The sequence below is a fragment of the Corallococcus sp. CA054B genome (genome assembly GCF_003611625.1).
GTDB classification, from domain to species: Bacteria; Myxococcota; Myxococcia; order Myxococcales; family Myxococcaceae; genus Corallococcus; species Corallococcus coralloides.
In genome coordinates this window covers 24,245-40,641 of record NZ_RAVY01000071.1, presented here as the reverse complement: position 1 = coordinate 40,641, position 16,397 = coordinate 24,245, and the positions used below count along the sequence as shown (strand labels likewise).

The 16,397-nt window shown below is 64.9% G+C and carries 17 protein-coding genes; 11 read left to right on the top strand and 6 right to left on the bottom strand.

Features of this window, described 5'->3' with window-relative positions; all coding sequences use genetic code 11:
• From D7V80_RS18880 to D7V80_RS18870, 5 genes are all read left to right on the top strand, one after another.
• A partial coding sequence (locus D7V80_RS18880; protein ID WP_233585493.1) for a helix-turn-helix domain-containing protein occupies positions 1-513 on the top strand: 513 nt, incomplete at its 5' end.
• Positions 510-1,154, top strand: coding sequence for an ImmA/IrrE family metallo-endopeptidase (locus tag D7V80_RS18875; RefSeq protein WP_158616663.1), 645 nt, complete (start codon positions 510-512; stop codon positions 1,152-1,154). The genes D7V80_RS18880 and D7V80_RS18875, both read left to right, overlap by 4 nt.
• A 333-nt stretch (positions 1,155-1,487) precedes the next feature.
• On the top strand, positions 1,488-1,640 hold the full coding sequence (locus D7V80_RS42285) for a hypothetical protein (protein ID WP_199738750.1): 153 nt from the start codon (positions 1,488-1,490) through the stop codon (positions 1,638-1,640).
• 178 nt (positions 1,641-1,818) lie between these two features.
• Complete coding sequence (locus tag D7V80_RS41835; protein WP_158616662.1) at positions 1,819-2,628, top strand: hypothetical protein; 810 nt, start codon at positions 1,819-1,821, stop codon at positions 2,626-2,628.
• A gap of 11 nt (positions 2,629-2,639) precedes the next feature.
• Positions 2,640-3,533 (top strand): serine/threonine-protein kinase, encoded by an 894-nt coding sequence (locus D7V80_RS18870; RefSeq protein WP_158616661.1) that lies wholly within the window; start codon positions 2,640-2,642, stop codon positions 3,531-3,533.
• Between the two features lie 57 nt (positions 3,534-3,590).
• Here D7V80_RS18870 and D7V80_RS18865 read toward each other — a convergent pair whose 3' ends face one another.
• The 3 genes from D7V80_RS18865 to D7V80_RS18855 form a co-directional block, all read right to left on the bottom strand.
• Positions 3,591-5,291: a protein kinase gene (locus D7V80_RS18865; RefSeq protein WP_120589474.1), complete on the bottom strand. Its 1,701-nt coding sequence runs from the start codon at positions 5,289-5,291 to the stop codon at positions 3,591-3,593.
• An 18-nt stretch (positions 5,292-5,309) separates the two neighbouring features.
• Positions 5,310-6,173, bottom strand: coding sequence for a DUF2381 family protein (locus D7V80_RS18860; protein WP_255417648.1), 864 nt, complete (start codon positions 6,171-6,173; stop codon positions 5,310-5,312).
• Positions 6,174-6,272: 99 nt separating this feature from the next.
• Positions 6,273-6,497, bottom strand: coding sequence for a helix-turn-helix domain-containing protein (locus D7V80_RS18855; protein ID WP_158616660.1), 225 nt, complete (start codon positions 6,495-6,497; stop codon positions 6,273-6,275).
• Between the two features lie 193 nt (positions 6,498-6,690).
• Here D7V80_RS18855 and D7V80_RS42280 point away from each other — a divergent pair, with 193 nt between their 5' ends.
• Positions 6,691-7,230, top strand: a complete 540-nt coding sequence (locus D7V80_RS42280; protein ID WP_199738749.1) for a hypothetical protein — start codon at positions 6,691-6,693, stop codon at positions 7,228-7,230.
• Between the two features lie 478 nt (positions 7,231-7,708).
• Here D7V80_RS42280 and D7V80_RS18845 read toward each other — a convergent pair whose 3' ends face one another.
• Positions 7,709-8,758 (bottom strand): ParA family protein, encoded by a 1,050-nt coding sequence (locus D7V80_RS18845; RefSeq protein ID WP_120589471.1) that lies wholly within the window; start codon positions 8,756-8,758, stop codon positions 7,709-7,711.
• A gap of 843 nt (positions 8,759-9,601) precedes the next feature.
• Here D7V80_RS18845 and D7V80_RS18840 point away from each other — a divergent pair.
• From D7V80_RS18840 to dnaA, 3 genes are all read left to right on the top strand, one after another.
• Entirely contained in the window at positions 9,602-10,378 is a 777-nt protein-coding gene (locus D7V80_RS18840) for a DUF5953 family protein (protein ID WP_120589470.1), read from the top strand.
• A 96-nt stretch (positions 10,379-10,474) separates the two neighbouring features.
• The gene (locus D7V80_RS18835; protein ID WP_120589469.1) at positions 10,475-11,131 is read left to right on the top strand and encodes a hypothetical protein; all 657 of its coding nucleotides are present in this window, start codon (positions 10,475-10,477) and stop codon (positions 11,129-11,131) included.
• A 574-nt stretch (positions 11,132-11,705) separates the two neighbouring features.
• Positions 11,706-13,064, top strand: a complete 1,359-nt coding sequence (gene dnaA / locus D7V80_RS18830; RefSeq protein ID WP_120589468.1) for a chromosomal replication initiator protein DnaA — start codon at positions 11,706-11,708, stop codon at positions 13,062-13,064.
• Between the two features lie 6 nt (positions 13,065-13,070).
• On the opposite strand, the gene D7V80_RS18825 is transcribed toward dnaA, so the two are convergent.
• Positions 13,071-13,511, bottom strand: a complete 441-nt coding sequence (locus D7V80_RS18825) for a CBS domain-containing protein (protein WP_014392860.1) — start codon at positions 13,509-13,511, stop codon at positions 13,071-13,073.
• 113 nt (positions 13,512-13,624) lie between these two features.
• Here D7V80_RS18825 and D7V80_RS18820 point away from each other — a divergent pair, with 113 nt between their 5' ends.
• Together D7V80_RS18820 and D7V80_RS18815 are read left to right on the top strand one after the other, a co-directional pair.
• Positions 13,625-14,413: a hypothetical protein gene (locus tag D7V80_RS18820; protein WP_147447139.1), complete on the top strand. Its 789-nt coding sequence runs from the start codon at positions 13,625-13,627 to the stop codon at positions 14,411-14,413.
• Positions 14,414-14,681: 268 nt separating this feature from the next.
• Positions 14,682-15,446: a hypothetical protein gene (locus D7V80_RS18815; RefSeq protein ID WP_147447138.1), complete on the top strand. Its 765-nt coding sequence runs from the start codon at positions 14,682-14,684 to the stop codon at positions 15,444-15,446.
• Between the two features lie 9 nt (positions 15,447-15,455).
• Here D7V80_RS18815 and D7V80_RS18810 read toward each other — a convergent pair whose 3' ends face one another.
• Positions 15,456-16,280 (bottom strand): hypothetical protein, encoded by an 825-nt coding sequence (locus D7V80_RS18810; protein ID WP_120589465.1) that lies wholly within the window; start codon positions 16,278-16,280, stop codon positions 15,456-15,458.
• Positions 16,281-16,397: the final 117 nt, after the last annotated feature.

Below are 16,397 nucleotides of genomic sequence, written 5' to 3'. Positions count from 1 at the left end.
GAGGAGGGGAAGGAAGGGGAGAAGGGGTATTGCAATGCACCCCTCGCTCTTGCTACAACAAAGGCCCCAATAATTCCTGGGAGGGGTTTTCGTCTGCTTGACAGCTCAGCCGCCCGGCTGATACTAGAGTGGACAGATAGGAGCCGCCTTATGGGCGAAACGTTCGGAGAGATGATGCGAACCCAGAGACTGAAGACGGGCAAGACCATGGGAGACCTCGCCCGCTATCTCGGCGTTTCCGTCACCTACGTCTCCGATGTGGAGCGGGGAACGAGAGCCCCGCTTACGCCGGAGAAGATTCTCAAGGTCGCGAATTATCTCGACGTGGATTCCAAGCCGCTGCTGGCTTCCGCCGCCCTTTCTCGAGGGGCCTTCGAGCTGAACGTCAACGTTGCGACGAGCGCGAAGGCCATGGAAGTGGGCGCACTGCTGATGAGGGGCTGGTCCGACTTGTCCGACGATGAATTGGGAGACATCCAGAAGATCATCCGTCGGAAGGAGAAGTCGAAGTGAAATTCAACAAGGGCGGCGGCGGGCACTGCGCGGATCGGGGCCAGTCGTACGGATCCATCGAGACGGCTGCGGAAGGCGTACGGGCGAAGATCTCCCCCAAACTGCCGCTGACTCAGGCACTTGCTGGGTGCCAGGTCTTCGAGCGGTTGGGTCTCTTCAAAGTCGTGGTGGACAAGAAGACGGTGGGACTTGATCCTGCAGTCTCCAAAGTTCCCGAGGGCGTCGAGGCGCTGTCGCTCTACTGGCGCGAGAAGAACGTCATCGTGGTGGCTCTTTCCGAGCAGACCTACGGGCGCCTCGAAGAGGACGACTACCGGGCGCGGTTCTCTGTGTACCACGAGGTGGGGCACGCAGTGCTTCACCCTGGAGAACTGCTTCGTCGCGCACTGATGTCGCACAACGCTGCTGCGTTCTACCGCGGGGAACCGCGCGAACACCCCTTGTTCATGGACACGGAGTGGCAGGCCAACAGCTTCGCTGGCGCGATGCTCATGCCAGCGAAGGGTCTTGCCGAGTTGGAGAGGCAGAAGGGGCGCCTCACCACCATCATGGTTCAGCGCGCGTTTCGAGTCTCGAGCGAGGCCGCACTCATCCGCCTCAAGATCTACAACTCAAGAAAAGACGAGCTGCTGGGTACTTGACAGGCGTGCAGGACTTATGGTAGGTTCGGCAGTTATCTAGGAGGAGCCCTACCAGGGCAGTCGTTGCCGTTGCTGTAAAGAGGAAAAGGCTGAGCCTCCAATGGTGGTGCAACACCATGGAGACTCAATGGAGTTAACCCGCGAGCTACTCACCGAAGTTCCTTGGACAGGAAGTAGTAAGTGCGAGTTGTCAGTTCTTTTATTTAGGTACACCCGGGGATCTCGCGTGTCAATAGACGCGTCGCTATCTCCGGTACCTAAGTAAAACTTCCTGCACCTTCAGGGACTTACGCATAAGTCGGTGAGTGGCCCGCTTGCAGAGGAGGAGTGCGAATGCACCCGACCCGCAAGCATGAGCCCGCGCCGCCGGGCTATCGGTACGTCTTCCGCCGCTGGAAGACGGACGAGAAGACCGGCCGGCGCGTCTATCCAAAGAAGGCCAAGGTCTTCCGGATGCTCGTGCCCATCAGCGACGCCAGGAAGTAGGCGTCGCGCACCGGCGCACTGACGCCACCCTACACTGCCCCACTCTTTGGTGGTGGCGCAGTCCTGCGTATTGCCCCCGCCGTGAATGTCTCCGGCGGGGGAGTCCTTCATTTCCACACCTTTACACGCGAGGCAGGCCTGCCATCGGCACCCGTCTGCCCGCTGGAGCACTCTCACAATGAAGTTCAACAACTCGAACATCCCCCCGGGCAAGAAGCTCATCTTCCGCTGGTCGCGCACCGACCCGAGCACGGGGCAGGTCATCTACGCGCGGCGTCGGCCCTTCCCGATTCTGGTGGACGACACGTCCTCCAATCCTCGCTTCCGCAAGCCGGTGGCGCCGTGGTCGATGACGGCCGGTAAGCCGCTGAAGCCGCAGCAGCCCCTGAAGCCGCTGACGCCCACCGGGCCGCTGAAACCGCAGCAGCCTTTGAAGCCGAAGCGCCTGAGCGTGCAGCCCACGTCGTTGTCCGTGATGAAGCCGGTGCAGGCCCAGCCGGCGACGCTCGCACCGGCGAACGTCCGGTACGAGCTGCGCCAGGACATCCAGGATGCTGCAGGCGCTCTCTCGGGCATGGTCCGGGCTGGTTCTCATCTGCCTGCCGACCAGGCCACGGCAATGAGCTTCGCCGAACTCCTCGGAGGTGCCTTGGGGGGCCTCGGAGGAGCTCGCGCCTCCAACATGCTCCTGAAGACCGACTCGCAGAGCCAGGCCCTCATCACCCACAGCTTCAGCGAGATGCACTTGCCGAAGTCGGACGAGATGGTCGGGCAGTGCCGTGAGCTGGCGAACGAACTCGGCCGGAAGGCGGAGCAGCACTCCGGTCCCGGAGGCGATCCGTGGGCTCAGGCCGCGCTTCTCCTCGGCCAGTTCTGCATGAACGCGGCAGCGGGCGCCATCAACGGGGCATCGGCTGGGTACCAGTCCAACCAGGTGCTGGCGAAGCCTACGGACGAACGCGTCGAACGCTTCATCAAGAGCTTCTAGGAGCCGGCGCCATGTCAACCAACTTTCCCAAGACCAACTTCGTCGCTCCGCGCCCGCAGCTCTCTTTTCTCCTCCCCGGCCAGTTCCGCTTCAACCCGGGTAGGAAGCTCGGGCAGGGTGGACTCGGCTATGTCGACGAGATCACCATCGTCGCAAGCAGCGCGAGTGACCTCCCCGTTGGAACCAAGCTTGCCCGCAAGCGTCTCAACGAGAATTTCAAAACCCGGCCGGAGGCCCGCGAACGCTTCGAGCGCGAGATTCGTGCTCTTGCGACGATGTCCCACCCCAACATCGTCACCGTCGAGGGGCAGAACGCGCCCGGTGGCGAACGCTGCTACATGATGCCGCTTTACCCCAATAACCTGCGAAACCATCTCGCGGCGCATCCGACGGGGTTCTCGTGGACGTCGGTGGCACTCTTCATCGCGAAAATCGCTGATGCCATGACGTACGCCCACGAGATGAGGTTCATCCATCGAGACCTCAAGCCCGAGAACATCCTCCTGACGCAAGAGAATGAGCCTGTCATTGCTGACTGGGGACTGGGGTACTTTATCCACAAGGAGTCGAAGGTCCTCCAGCATCTGACCCAGGGCTGCATGGGCACCGAGTACTACTGCTCCATGGAGCAGTGGAACACGGGGAAGTGCTCCCAGACCGGCGACATCTACTCGCTCGGCATGATGTTGGCCGAACTCATCAAGGGATACCAAGTCCCCATGGTAGTGCCGGGCCTCACCGGCACCGGCATCGCCGAGGACGTCGTGCTCGGCAGCACGCATGGCGCACGGATGCTCAACAACCTCATCAGGAAGATGACCCACATCTCCCCGGAGTCGCGGCCTCAGTCGATGGCGGACGTCGCACTGCAACTGCGAATGGCCGTTGCATTCGCCAACGCCTAGAAGGAACCCGAGCCCGAACCAACGTATTGGTTCGGGCTCGGCAGCAGCACATGCCGCTCATGGCCAGCGCCAAACTGGACCCGCCGGAAGCTCGCGCGGCAGGACTGCTGCTCCCGGCTTTGAACCAGGCTGCTTCGGAACACGCCCGTCCGGGCCACCAAGCACAATGCACACGGGATAGGCACTCCCATCAGGAAGGCGTGCCTCTGTGTAGCGAGCGATGACAGCCTCTTTGTCTCCCTCGTAAATCCCAGGCCCCGTCCAAAGCCGGCCGTACAACAGCGTGCCCTCCGGGAGTGCCGGATCCGCCCAGGAGTAGCCGACGATGCGTCCAACAACAGGGCCATCTCGATAGGTGCCGAGCTGGCTCTGATCTCCCGGCTGGTTGATGTCAATGACGGCCTTGAGTTCCTTACGAAGCTTGAGCCGCTGGAACATGGCCTGCGTGGCGGCGTCTGGACAACGAACGTCGGTCTCGGGCTGCGTGGGCACGCTCGGGCAGGCGAGTCCTGCGGTGGCGCACGCTAGCGCGGCAACGTGCCGGGCCAGGGGGAAACGACGAAGGGTCGAAAGGGTAGTGGTGGGCACGAGCGAACTTCCTTTCTCAGATGGGGGCGCGAGCATGCTGAGCGCCAGCCCCAGGGCCAGAAAAACCGCCAGTACGCCGCATACCACCCGCGCCACGACACGCCGCCTGTGGGACCGAACTGGTGCCGCCGCTACGGCGGGATTGTTGCCGTCCGGCTCGGACTCTTCCTCGTCCAGCGGTCCCTTCTCCGAATGCACCTCTTCACCTTCTGAGGTGTCCTCCTCGGTGGGCAACGGCTGCTCCAGGGAAACCTGCCACTCCGGCTTCCTCTTCTCCTTCGCTGCGTCCCACAGGGCCTGCAGGAGGGCTTCAGCGTCGGCGTACCTATCCTCGGGGCGCTTCGCGAGCAGTCGCATGGCGATGTCGCTCAGCGCTCGCGGCACACTCGGATTGAGGACGTGGGGGGCCGAAGGAACCTTCGTCGCGATGGCGAGGACGAGCTGGTCATAGGGCAACTTCGGGTCGAAGGCGTAGCCATCAGTGAGTGCCTCGAAAAGCAGCGTCCCCAAGGCGTAGAGGTCGCCCGCGGGGCCAGGTTCGAAGGCGGCTCCCTCTTCCCAAGAGTCCTCAGCCAGGAAGGCCAAGGACTCGGGAGGGAGGAGGTGCGGCGATGTTGGGGGCACGCCCACCGTCAGGGTGGCCATGCCCGGCTGCCGAGCCACGCCAAAATCGATGAGGACCGGCTGCCCATCCTCCTTGCGGATGAGGATGTTGGTCCCCTTCAAGTCCCGGTGCCACAACTGGCGCCGGTGCAGCCTGTCGACAAGCCGCACCACTTCGGTGAAGACCTCCAGCAACCGCGCGGCAGTGGGCTTCACCCGCCAGCACCACTCGGTGAAGGTCTCCCCCTCTACGTAGTCCGTCACGAAGTAGAGGTAGCCGGACGGTCCCAGCCAGTGATCCAGGGCATGAACCTTCAGCCCGGTGTCGTAGGCCATGTGGATGGCCGCCTCGCGCGAAACGCGGCCATCCGCATCTTCCTCATCCTGCTCCTGCTTGCCCGCCGGCCGTAATGCCACCTTCAGCGTGAAGGGCTGACCAGGGTGCTCCTCGCGCTCAACCTTGAAGAGGCGACCACCGCCACCACCGCCAAGAAGCTCGAGAATCCTCCAGGGGCCAACCTGATTACCGGGCGCAAGGTGGTCAGGATGAAGGGGGGATATCGTCATGGTTCGGTCCTTCCTCAGCTACCGGGCCGTTTGCAGCCACACGCCGCTGATGCGCAGCGACCGGCCACTCGTCGGATCCACCAATTCAAGGCGCAGTTCCTCCGCGGGCTGTTCTGCGGGCGCGCCGGTTTCCACGAGCACAAGACCCGCCTCACCCGGAGCGAGTAGGGGCTTCTCCATGCGTACGGACTTCACCTGGACAGGCTGGCCACGCGCGGTGAAGAGGCGAACAGCACCAGCGCTCCAGGCTCGTTGGCCTACGAGGTTGAGCACGCGGACAGCGACGACTGCCCACGTGTTCGTCCGATAGGTCACTCCACTCTCCAGTTTGAGCCCTCTGGCATCACCCGGAGGAGCGGCCGTGTCGAACCACCTCACGCTGATGGACGGATCCAGGAGTCCGGAGAGAATGAGCCCCGAAGGTCCACCTTCGCCGCACCTGCCTTGAAGCGCGGAGAGCTGCGCCTGTACCTGCGTCAATTCCTGCTGGAGCGCTTCAGCATTGCGTGCGCGGCGCAGAACCTCGACGGCCGCATCTACCTGCTCTCCGGCAGGGACGAGCACGAAGATGGCCTCCTGTGGAGCTGCCCCATCCGCGAAGCGGACGGTGAGGAGAAGCCGCTCGTCATCGGCCAAGTCCACCTTGGGCTTGAAGGTGACGGTGCGCTCCTCCACTACGAAGCGCTCGAAGTGGGTGTCTCGCCCTTGCACCACGACGCTCTTGGGCAGGAGCTGCGAGTCGAACGTGAGGGTGGTGAGAGTCCCCTTCGCCACCTGGACGGAGGCATCCACCGGACTCGCCAGTAGCGAGAGGGCGCGCTGCCGAAGCTGTCGAGGGGAAGGGGAGGGCTGAGCGGCGGCAGTTCCCGCCATCAACAGCACCAGCAGAAAGAGCCGGCATGAAAAGTAGGGCACGTCCGGAAGGACCTCCAAGAAAGCAGCCCAACCAGGCTGCTCCCCAGCTATCGCCCCGGCCGCCGCCTACCGTCCCTTCGCCACCCTGAACAACTCGACCGGATCCACCTCAAAGCCTTCGGCGATCCGCGCGATGGTGGTGAGGGTGAGGTTGACCTCTTCTCCCTCAACGCGCTGATAGACGCGCACCGTCATCCCGCAGCGGTGCGCGGCTTCCTCCTGGGTCCATTCCCTCTGCTGACGCAGACGACGTACGGCAGCCGCCAGCCGTTGCTGGAGGTCTCGGTACACGGGGGACTCGTACTGCGCCGCCCGCTCGGGGCGGCGTCTTCTTTCGGCCTGGCGCCGCACCATCTTGCGGCGGGACCGTAGGAGGGCCTACAACCACCCTACCACGTCACTAAAGACGTGTCTTGTATGTCGTGTCGCCGAGCACGGCTCGAAGGCCGTGGAACGAGGCGGCCTTTCGTTCCAGGAGAGTGTGATGGCGCTGGTGAAGTGCAGAGAGTGCGGCAACGACGTGGCGACTGCCGCGGCGACATGCCCCAAGTGCGGCGCGCCCGTCCGCCGGCAGTTCCTCACCACGCGGCACATCCTCCTCGCCTTCTGCGCCTTGGGCATGTGCTACGTCGGCTCCTGCGTCGTCCTCAACCTGAAGGACACGCCGAGGAAGCGGCCTCAATCCGCTGCGGTAGCAGGGGAACCCAAGCAGGTGGACATTGCCCCCTTGCTTCGGGAGTACGGCGCGAATGAACTCCGGGCGGATGCCAACTACCGGGGCCGCTTCATTCAGACGAGTGGCTACGTCGAGAACCTTGGCCGGGACGCGTTCGACTCCATCTACCTCGTCCTATCGTCCGCCCGTGGTTCAGAGCCGACCAACCTTCAGTGCCAAGTCGGCGATGGACAGTTGGAGCGGGTGGCCAAAATCGCCAAGGGCGCGCACATCACTGTTCGTGGCCGGGTAGATGGGCTAATTTTGCGCAGCGTCATGGTCAGCCACTGTGAATTCATCGACACGTAGCTTAGGTCCTATTTCGGCAGGAGCGAGTGGAACCAGGTGATGATGCCCAGCGCGAAGTGCTGCATCGACACGTAGGTGTCCGCCGCTTCTCCCAGCGCACCAGCAATCACTGAAGGCGGTTGAGCCAGGAGTGCGTCCGCTCGACAAACCATCGAAAAGAAAACTTTCGATGGCGAGGACGCAAGGGCTGCAGCTTCGGGCCTCGCCTGGACTCTCGCAGGGTGAAGCCATACGCCTAGGCCGTTCGCGCACAGGCCGGTAGGCGTATCCCAAGTCGATACACAGGTGCTGTCTACCTTCATCCCCAGGCACGCGCTGGGGGCACCCGCCAGCCGTTGTCCTTCTTCACTACCCTATGACCGCAATCTCCTACCCCTTCAACCCGGTAGGTGATTCGCTTTCATCCCTGCCCAAATAGGCTCATGGAAGATGGTGATACAGGATCCGCGCCCGCTGTTCCTTTGCGAATTGTGATAGCTTAGAGCAGCGAGACCAGCTTCCGGAGAGCGACCCTATAGCGATCAAGGGGCTCATCATTGACCTGGGTAGTAACCCCATGGACCGTGTGCGCCCCAAGAGTGATCTTCGATAGCGGAATGCCTTCGTGGGAGGCAACGACGGAGACGGAGTGCGCGTCGGGGATTTCTAAGAATAGAGCGGCTGGGTTGGCGAGGGAGAAGCTGCCAGGGATCTGGTTCCGCAGGTTACCCACGCGGTTCTGAATCTCCCCGTACATGGCACCAAACGCCTTTGAAGCCTTCTTGTCATACTGCGTGCTTCGGTTTAGCGGGATGAGATGGAGAGAGGGGATCGTAATTCCGTATCGCCTAGCCTGCGCGGCAAAGCTTGCCCCCTGGTACTGGGCAGGCACTCCAATGCCATAGAGAAGCTGGCCAATGTTGTCGATGGCTCGTGCAGAGGAGCCATCAGCGGTACAGGGAACAATGATTCGGTCCGCAGCAAGAAGGGCGATCTCCGTGTACGCGGAGAAGCTCGGGTTGCAGTCGATGAAAAAGACTGCGCTGGGCATCTGCGTGGAGATCGCACTTACCATGTCTAGGAGCCAGCGGTGAACGTTGGCCCAAGCGCTAGCGGGCAACGTCTGGCCAGCGATCTGGTTCATTGCCTGCGTCTGAACTTCGAGCGACGGATCCCCCGCCACCAGTCTCATGTTCCGCGGCAATCTCGTGTTGATCTGCGCGACGTCGACCAAGAAGGACGATTCTGTGCCGGTCCTCGTGTGGGGCTGAATCACCCGCTGGTCGAAGTAGCCGCCCACCGTCTGGCGCGGAGAATTCGCCAGGAGCCGTGAGAGCTGGGCGGACCCAGTTCCGTTGCCGCCCAGCAGAATTTCGCTGACGTTCGCCTGCGGGCACATGTCGATGACCACGACGATCTTGTCGGGGTGCTGTTCGGCATACTCGGCGGCCACAACGAAGGTGACGAAAGTTTTCCCGACGCCGCCTTTGTTATTCCACACGGCGTACCGGGGTAGTGATGCGCCGGTCCTGGGAGCGTTGTTGGTCATGGCGCGCTCTGTATCACACGGCACCGATTGAAACTACTTGTAGGCCTAAAGCGCACAACATTACTGCACCACAGTGCACCGGATTGAGTGTCACCCACCGAAGAGGGTGACGCTCACCACGCCAGGGCCGCCCTCTGCGCCATGTCCATGAGGCCGCGCAGAGCAGGGGGCGCGCTGCGGCTATGCCGCCCCAACTAGGACTCACCGTGCATTTTCAAAACAGGGGTCAGCCCTACAGTGCCCTGATGCCCAACGAGACCAAGAAGCCGTGTGAGCCCCCCCGCATCATCCGGGAAAATGCAGGGATGGCTGGGTGGACCGGAGACTACGTGTGCATGCAGTGCAAGGGGGTCTTCACTGCAAGCGAGAGGAGCGAAATCGAGGCTTCCCGCAGGGCGCCCGAAGCGCCCTGCTCGACCTAATGTAGGACACGCGCTGAACCAGGTGCCAGAACGGGGTGCTTCTGCTGCCTGCGGAGGTCCTGATTCATGCCGCTGGGCCCCCCTTGTAGCCACCCCTCCCACTTTCACCTCACGGCAGGAGACAAGTGCTCAACCTGCCGTAACTCTTGGGGGAAAGTGCCCGTTCGACCCCTCGGAAAAGTGGGTAAGGTCGAAAGGATCACCAGCGCCGACCGTGCAGCCCTGCGCCGGGTGGACCGGGCGATCATGTAGGAAAAGGGGGGACGGGGCAAGGAAGAGGGCCTGGATGAAGGACCCTGGGCCCGGCGCCGGGCCGGCCCGTTCCAGGTCCTTCGCTGTTGACCCACGAGTGGCTGGCCGGTTGAACGGACGTGGCCATGCGCCTCCCTGCCTGCATCCTGCTTTTGCTCCTCTCCTCGGCATGCGCTCCTACAACACTCCTGAAGGCCCGCACGACGCCTTCATTCTGAATGTCCATGCTCCGGCTCTGACGATGGACGACGGCCGTACGCTCGCTGTCGTTGAAGGCATGGAACGGGCGATGCCCGGCATGCGTCTGGCGTGGGAGATCTCCAAGGAAGGAAAGCCCGTCGCGCTATCCCAGCGAGACGCGTGGCTCGCGGCCTCAGCGGCACGAGGAGAGTTTCCGCTCATCTGCAACGGAGACGAGGACTACCCCGTGACGGTTTCCGGACTGCGCAGATCCGCCAGTTCGAGTCCGGGCAGACAACCTCAACTCCAGGTCCATGCAAAGCTGCCTCAGGACTCAGCCAGCATCGCGGTGGCAGCGGATGTGCTGGAGCACGTCGCGGAGGGTATCCGCGCCTATTGGGGGCTCCTGGCGCCGTCATCCGTGATGCAGGTCATCGCGGATCAAACAGGCCCGAAGCGACATGGACCTGAGAAGCCACCTCTGGGACTGCCCGCCCTCAAGCTCCCAGAAGCGATTTCCGCTCCAGAGATTCCACGCCACCTGGGTTGGCTGAACTACTGGTCGGCCGAGGCCGCGAAGATCCTCAGGTTCCCAGACCCTTCACGTGATGCCGAGTGGCTGTCACGCGCCCGGCGCACAGCCACTGGCGGGTGGGTGGTTCGGCTCACAGATGCTCCGCTCGACCCGGAAAACCGCTTGCACCTGACAGCACTCCTGCGGGCCTATGAGCGTTTTCCGGAGATCGGCGGACGCTCGGTGCCTTGACCGCCGCCCGGCGAGAGCTGATGCACAAGCAGGCGGCTTGATTACAACCCATCTAGTGTCTCAACAATACGGTGCGGTACAGAGGCGTAAGGACACATGTGGAATGACGTGGAGCTGAGAGACCTGCCGGCGTGCGCGGCTCGACTGCTGGAGGAGGTGCGCCAGGCGGACGGGTTCGCACTCGTCCGCGAGCAGGTGGCCGAGGCCGAGGCGATTGACGAAGCGCTCATCGCCGAGATGACGGTAGGGCTGGTGAAGAGCTTCGGGATGTACCGCCAGCCTCGCTACCTGCATCCGGAGGCCTATGCCTGGGAGGAGCGGGACGGCGTGCGCACGGCGCGCATCCGGCCGCTGTCCGCCCTGCTCCTCTACTGGGCGGGCGGGGACGTGAGCCCCTACGTGCCGCAGATGGTGTGGGGACAGGGGCTCGTCGACTACCACTACGAGGAGACGGCGACGGAGAACGTGTTGGAGTTCGGCGCGACGAACTTCGACACCTCTGGCGGCTTCGAGCTGGGCTCGCTCGGGGAGACGCTGGTGGAGCTGGCCGAGGACGACGCGCTTCGCGAGCTGGCGGTGTTCGAGCCGCTCAAGAAGCTGCTGCTGGTGCGCACCCTCCAATGCGCGCACGCGGCCGTGCTCCAGGCCGTGAAGTCAGACGCCTTCCGCGAGCTGCCTCGCGCGGAGTCGTTCCGATTCTTCGCCACGCCGGGACACGACGAGCCGACCTGCCTGCTGAGACACGAGCACTGAGCCGCGGCCTACGGAGAGCGCATGGATGCGCTCAACCTCCGCGTGGAAGTCGAACTGGAAGCCGCCCGGCACACGGAGGACCTGGGCCTCCAGGTGGGTCCCCTTCGTGAAGGGAATGCCCCGGAGCCTCAACGCTTCCTCCAGTTCCGGCCTCGTCGTCGCCGGGTCCAGGAACCAGCCCGAGAACTCGTAAGACGCGGGCTCCCCCGGTGGCTCGTACCGGCGGAGCACGAACGTCCAACCCTCCCCCGTCGTCGCGAACACGGTCCTGCGCTCGGTGATGGCCATGCGCTCATGTCCCCAGGTCGCGGTGGGACCCGGACGTCCACCCGATGACACGCTGACATGCCACGGTGGATCCGTTCAGGTGGCTCCATGGACCACCTTCGCAACCCACCGGAATGGCTCGCGCCGGTGGCGGAAAAACGGATCCACCGGGAGTGATCATCCCCACCCGCCAGGGGGTCCCGCTGATCCGTGCTACAGGCCGGTTCCTTGATCAGCCGGAGAGCGGGTGTTAGCACCGCCGAACGCCCGCGGGTTCCCTCCTTCCGCGCCGTTTCTGAGCCTCCAAGTGAACGCCCTCGCCCAAGCCCCTTCGCCTTCGCTTCCCAGTGCCGGCGTCATCTGGACCCGCACGCTGGAAGCCATCCGTCAGGAGGGGCTGCACTACGCCCTCACCTGGCTGGAGCGGATGCGCCCCATGGAGGTGCGCGAGAACGCCCTGGTCCTGGGCGTGCCGGACCGCTTCTTCCGTGACTGGGTGGATGACCACTACCGTTCCATGCTGGAGACGCACATCGCCCGGCTGGAGCCGTCCCTGGGCCGCGTCGCCTATGAGGTCGTCGTCGGCCCTCCGCCGTCGTCCGCGGACCTGCCGCCCACGCCTACCGTCAAGGTGAACTCGATGCGGCCCGCGCGGCTCAACCCGCGCTTCACCTTCGACACCTACGTCGTCGCGGACAGCAACCAGCTCCCCGCCGCCGCCGCGCAGGCCGTGGCCCACCGTCCGGGCCACAACTACAACCCGCTCTACATCTACGGCGGCACCGGCCTGGGCAAGACGCACCTGCTCCAGGCGGTGGGCAATCACATCTGGGAGAAGGACCCCACCCAGCGCATCGTCTACCTCTCCAGCGAGCAGTTCACGAACGAGTACGTGGAGAGCGTGCGCGAGCACCGCATGACGGACTTCCGCCGGAAGTTCCGTGAAGAGTGCGACGTGCTGCTCATCGACGACATCCAGTTCCTGGGCAAGCGCGAGGAGACGCAGAAGGAGTTCTTCTACACCTTCGAGACGCTCTTCGGCCTCAACAAGGCCATCGTGCTCACCAGCGACATGGTGCCCGCGGAAGTGCCCGGCATGGAGGACCGCCTGCGCAGCCGCTTCGCCATGGGCCTGATGGCGGACATCCGCGAGCCCACCTACGAGACGCGCGTCGCCATCCTCCAGAAGAAGGCGGAGCAGGAGGGCCTCAACCTGCCGGACCCCGTGGCGCACTTCATCGCGAAGCACGTGCAGAAGAACGTGCGCGAGCTGGAAGGCGCGCTCGTGAAGCTGTCCGCGATGCACAGCCTCACGAAGCAGCCGGTGACGGAGGAGTTCGCGTCCCAGGTGCTGCGCGACATCCTTCCCGCGCAGCGCACCGTGGACGTGGAGGCCATCCAGCGCGAGGTCGCCCGCTTCTACAAGGTGACGGTCGAAGCGCTGAAGGAGGACCGGCGCCACAAGGCGCTCGCGCACGCGCGCCAGGTGGCCATGTACCTGAGCCGCAAGCTGACGAAGAGCTCCTTCCCGGAGATCGCCTCGCGCTTCAACAAGGACCACTCCACCGTCATCTCCGCCGTGCGCAAGGTCGAAGGCCTGCGGGAGACGGACGCGGCCGTGCACCGCGACCTGTCGGAGCTGGAGACGAAGCTCGGCGGCATGTAGCCCGCATCAGGGCTGTGCCGGTTGTGACGGGGCGGAGACCTCCTCCAGCGTCCTGCCGCTCTCCTGGTCGCTGAGCTCCGCCGAGACGTCTCCCAGCGAGAGGATGCCCACCAGCCGCTTGGCCCGGTTCAACACCAGGATGCGGCGGATCTGCGAAGCCCTCATCTTCTGGGCCGCCTGGGTCAGGTCGTCGTCGTCGTAGACGAACTCCACGCCCCGGGTCATCGCCTGGGCCACCTGGGTGCGCTCGGCGTCCAGTCCCTGCGCCACCGCGCGGATGACGATGTCCCGGTCCGTGACGATGCCCACCAGCTGGTCGCCGTCACACACGGGGATGGGGCCCACGTTCAGCAGGCGCATCTTCTCCGCGGCCATCCTCAGGGAATCAGACGGACGGACGACCTCCACGTCGGATGTCATTACGTCGCTCACTCGTTGCGTTGCCATGGCGTCTCTCCTATGGGGTTCCTCCTCAGCGTGGGCACCGGCCTGTCCGCTGGCATGCGCCGCCATCGCGGGTGTCTGTCCATTTCCCCGGGCGCCGGGCATGCTTCGGCTTCGTGGCCCCTTCGCTCAAGTCTTACGCTTCCAGCCTTGCCGCCGTGCTGTGCCTGTCCGCGTGCGGCGAGGAGCCGAACGGCTACTCGTTGCGGTTCAGCCTCCACTCGAACCGCGTGCGCGCGGCGCGCGAACCCATGCCGCCTCCCGAGTACGCCTTCGAGTCCTCGGACGGCCTCACCTTCCATGTGGACAGTGTGCTCGTCAGGCTGTCCGACCTCCGTCTGGAATTGCCACCGGGCATCCGGTGCGCCAACCAGCAAGGCCTGCTGTCTCCACGGATGACCTGCGAGGACGCGACGGAGAATCAGCCGGGCCGGCTGGCCATGGCGGGCCCGTTCGAATGGGACTTGCGGCAGGGGTTGCCCGTCAAGGCAGGAGGACTGCGCATCCCCCGGGGCGTCTATTCCCGTATCGAGGCCAGGCTGGAACCCGGGACGCCCACCCAGCCCACCTTCAGGTCCCGCTCGAGCTTCAGCTGGCGGAACATGGCCTCCGTGCTGGAAGCGGACTTCCAGTCCGACGCGGTCCTCCGCTTCGAGCCCCAGGGAGGAGAAGGCTCGCTCGACTTCGCCTCGGCGGAGGATGGCTCCGTCCTCCTGGGCTGGCTGCTCGTGGACCGCTGGCTCGATGAGGTGCCCGTGGCGGGCTGTCTGGAGTCCGGAGACCTGACCCTTCCGGGCCACAGCCTGTCGCTGGAGACGGGCCAGGGGGCCTGCGCGGGCGCCGTGGAGCGGATGCGAGGCAACGTCGAAGCCAGCGCGGTGATGGGGCTGTCCCCGCGGTCCTGAAGTGTTTGTCCCCAGGACGTCCGGGGAGGGGATGGCTGTTCTCCTTTCCCCTCCTGAGGCATGCTGGGGGCCTCGCGGGTCCTTCGGGGCTCGCGCATCGGGACGCCCGGCCGGAGGCGCTCCCCCTCACGCAGCGCTTCCGACATGCCCTCCATCCCCTGGTTGCGTACCTCCGGCCTTGCTGTCGCCGTGCTGTGTCTGTCTGCCTGCGACAGCGACCCGGACACCACCAAGCTGCACCTCGCTTCCTACCGGTGAACCCATGCCCATGACCTCACGTTGGCTGTGTCTGTCTTTGATGTCCCTGGGGCTGTCCGGCTGTGACACCGGCACCCAGACCCGGCTCATCTTCTCGCTGAACGCGAACCTGCTGGGCGCGTCTTCCCTGGCGGTTCCGGCCTCCAGCGTCCGGGCCATGACGTCCCCGCCCACGCCTCCCGACATCACGTCCGGCGACGGCATGCGCTTCCATCTGGAGGACGCCAGCGTCCGGGTGTCCGACATCCGTCTGGAATTGGCCGGGGGGCTCGGCTGCGACGACGTGCGCGACCAGCTCCCGAAGGGCACCGGGTGCGTGCAGCCCGAAGGTTCCCCGGCCACGGTCACGCTCGCGGGTCCGTTCGGCATCAACCTGCCGTCCGGAAAGATCTCCGAAGAGTTCGTGCTGGAGATCCCTCCCGGCACCTACCGGCGGATCGACTTCGTGTTGGGGGAGAACGGCTTCACGGCCCAGACCCTCCACGCCGGGGATGCATCCTGGGGCATGGACCTGGACCTGCCGGAAGGCACGGCCATGTCCGTCGAGGCCGCCTCGGACCTCAGGCTGGAGGAGGGCGGTTCCCTGCGCGTGATGTTCGACCAGGAGCGCTGGCTGAAGGGGCCGCCGCTGTCCGCCTGCTACCAGAACGGGGACTGGCCCCGGCCGGGCCCCAAGCGGAGCCTGGACGAGGTGGGCGGCGAGTGCCAGGGCGCCGGGGACCAGGTGCGCGACGCCATCCGCACCCAGCTCAAGCTGCAGACCCGTTCCTTCTGACCACCGCGGTCAGAAGTGGATCCGGTCGGTCAGCAACAGCATCAGGACGCCCCCCCACAGCAGCGGACTGACCAGCCCCAGGACCAGGCCCAGCAGGGCCTGGTCCCGGCGGCCGATGGGCGGCGTGGCCTTCAGGTCCACGCGGTTCAGCGCCACCACGCCGCAAATCACGGCCACGGGCGCGAGCAGGGGCAGGAACAGCGCGCTGAAGCCGAACCGCGCGGCCTGACGCGCCATCGGGTTGTTGAAGCGCTCGTTCCAGAGCAGCTTCAGCGCCCCGGACGGCACCGGCAGCCGGAAGAAGAGCTGGTTGCGCACGTCGCGGTGGATGCGCAGCGCGAAGATCAGTCCAAGGCTGACGCACAGGGCGTAGAGAAAGCGCCCATCCCGGTGCAGGAAATCCGCCGCCACGGCCATCACCAGCGGCGTGACCAGCATGGCGTGCCGCGCCCAGCGCTGGCCCAGGAAGAAGGCCACGCCCACCGGAATGGGCAACATCAGCAGGAACGTGAAGAGCGACTCCTTCGTCGCGCGCACTCCCCACTCCGCCAGGGCGGCGGCGGTGGCCACGCAGAGCAGCAGCGTCATGCCCGCCACCACCCACGCCCATCCATCGCGCTTGCCCCAATAGCGCTGGCGCAGGGCCTCCAGGTAGTTCACTTCCGGGCGCACCGAGCAGGCCTGGCAGTACAGCCGCACCCCCAGCCCCGGCACGGACGTGGCGCAGTCCGCGCAGATGAAGCTTCCGCAGCGGAAACAGGTGCCGCCCGCAGCAGGCAGGTCCGGATGGACGGCGCAGCGGCCCTGCTGGGAGAGGGGCACCTCCAGGCTCATGGCCGCAGTGTCGCACGGCGAGCAACACCCGGCACCCCCGGGCCCACCCCGTCTCCTTCCGGCTTACAGGCTCCAGGGCGCGTGCTAAGCGCGCGAAAGAACGTCCTGAACCGTGGA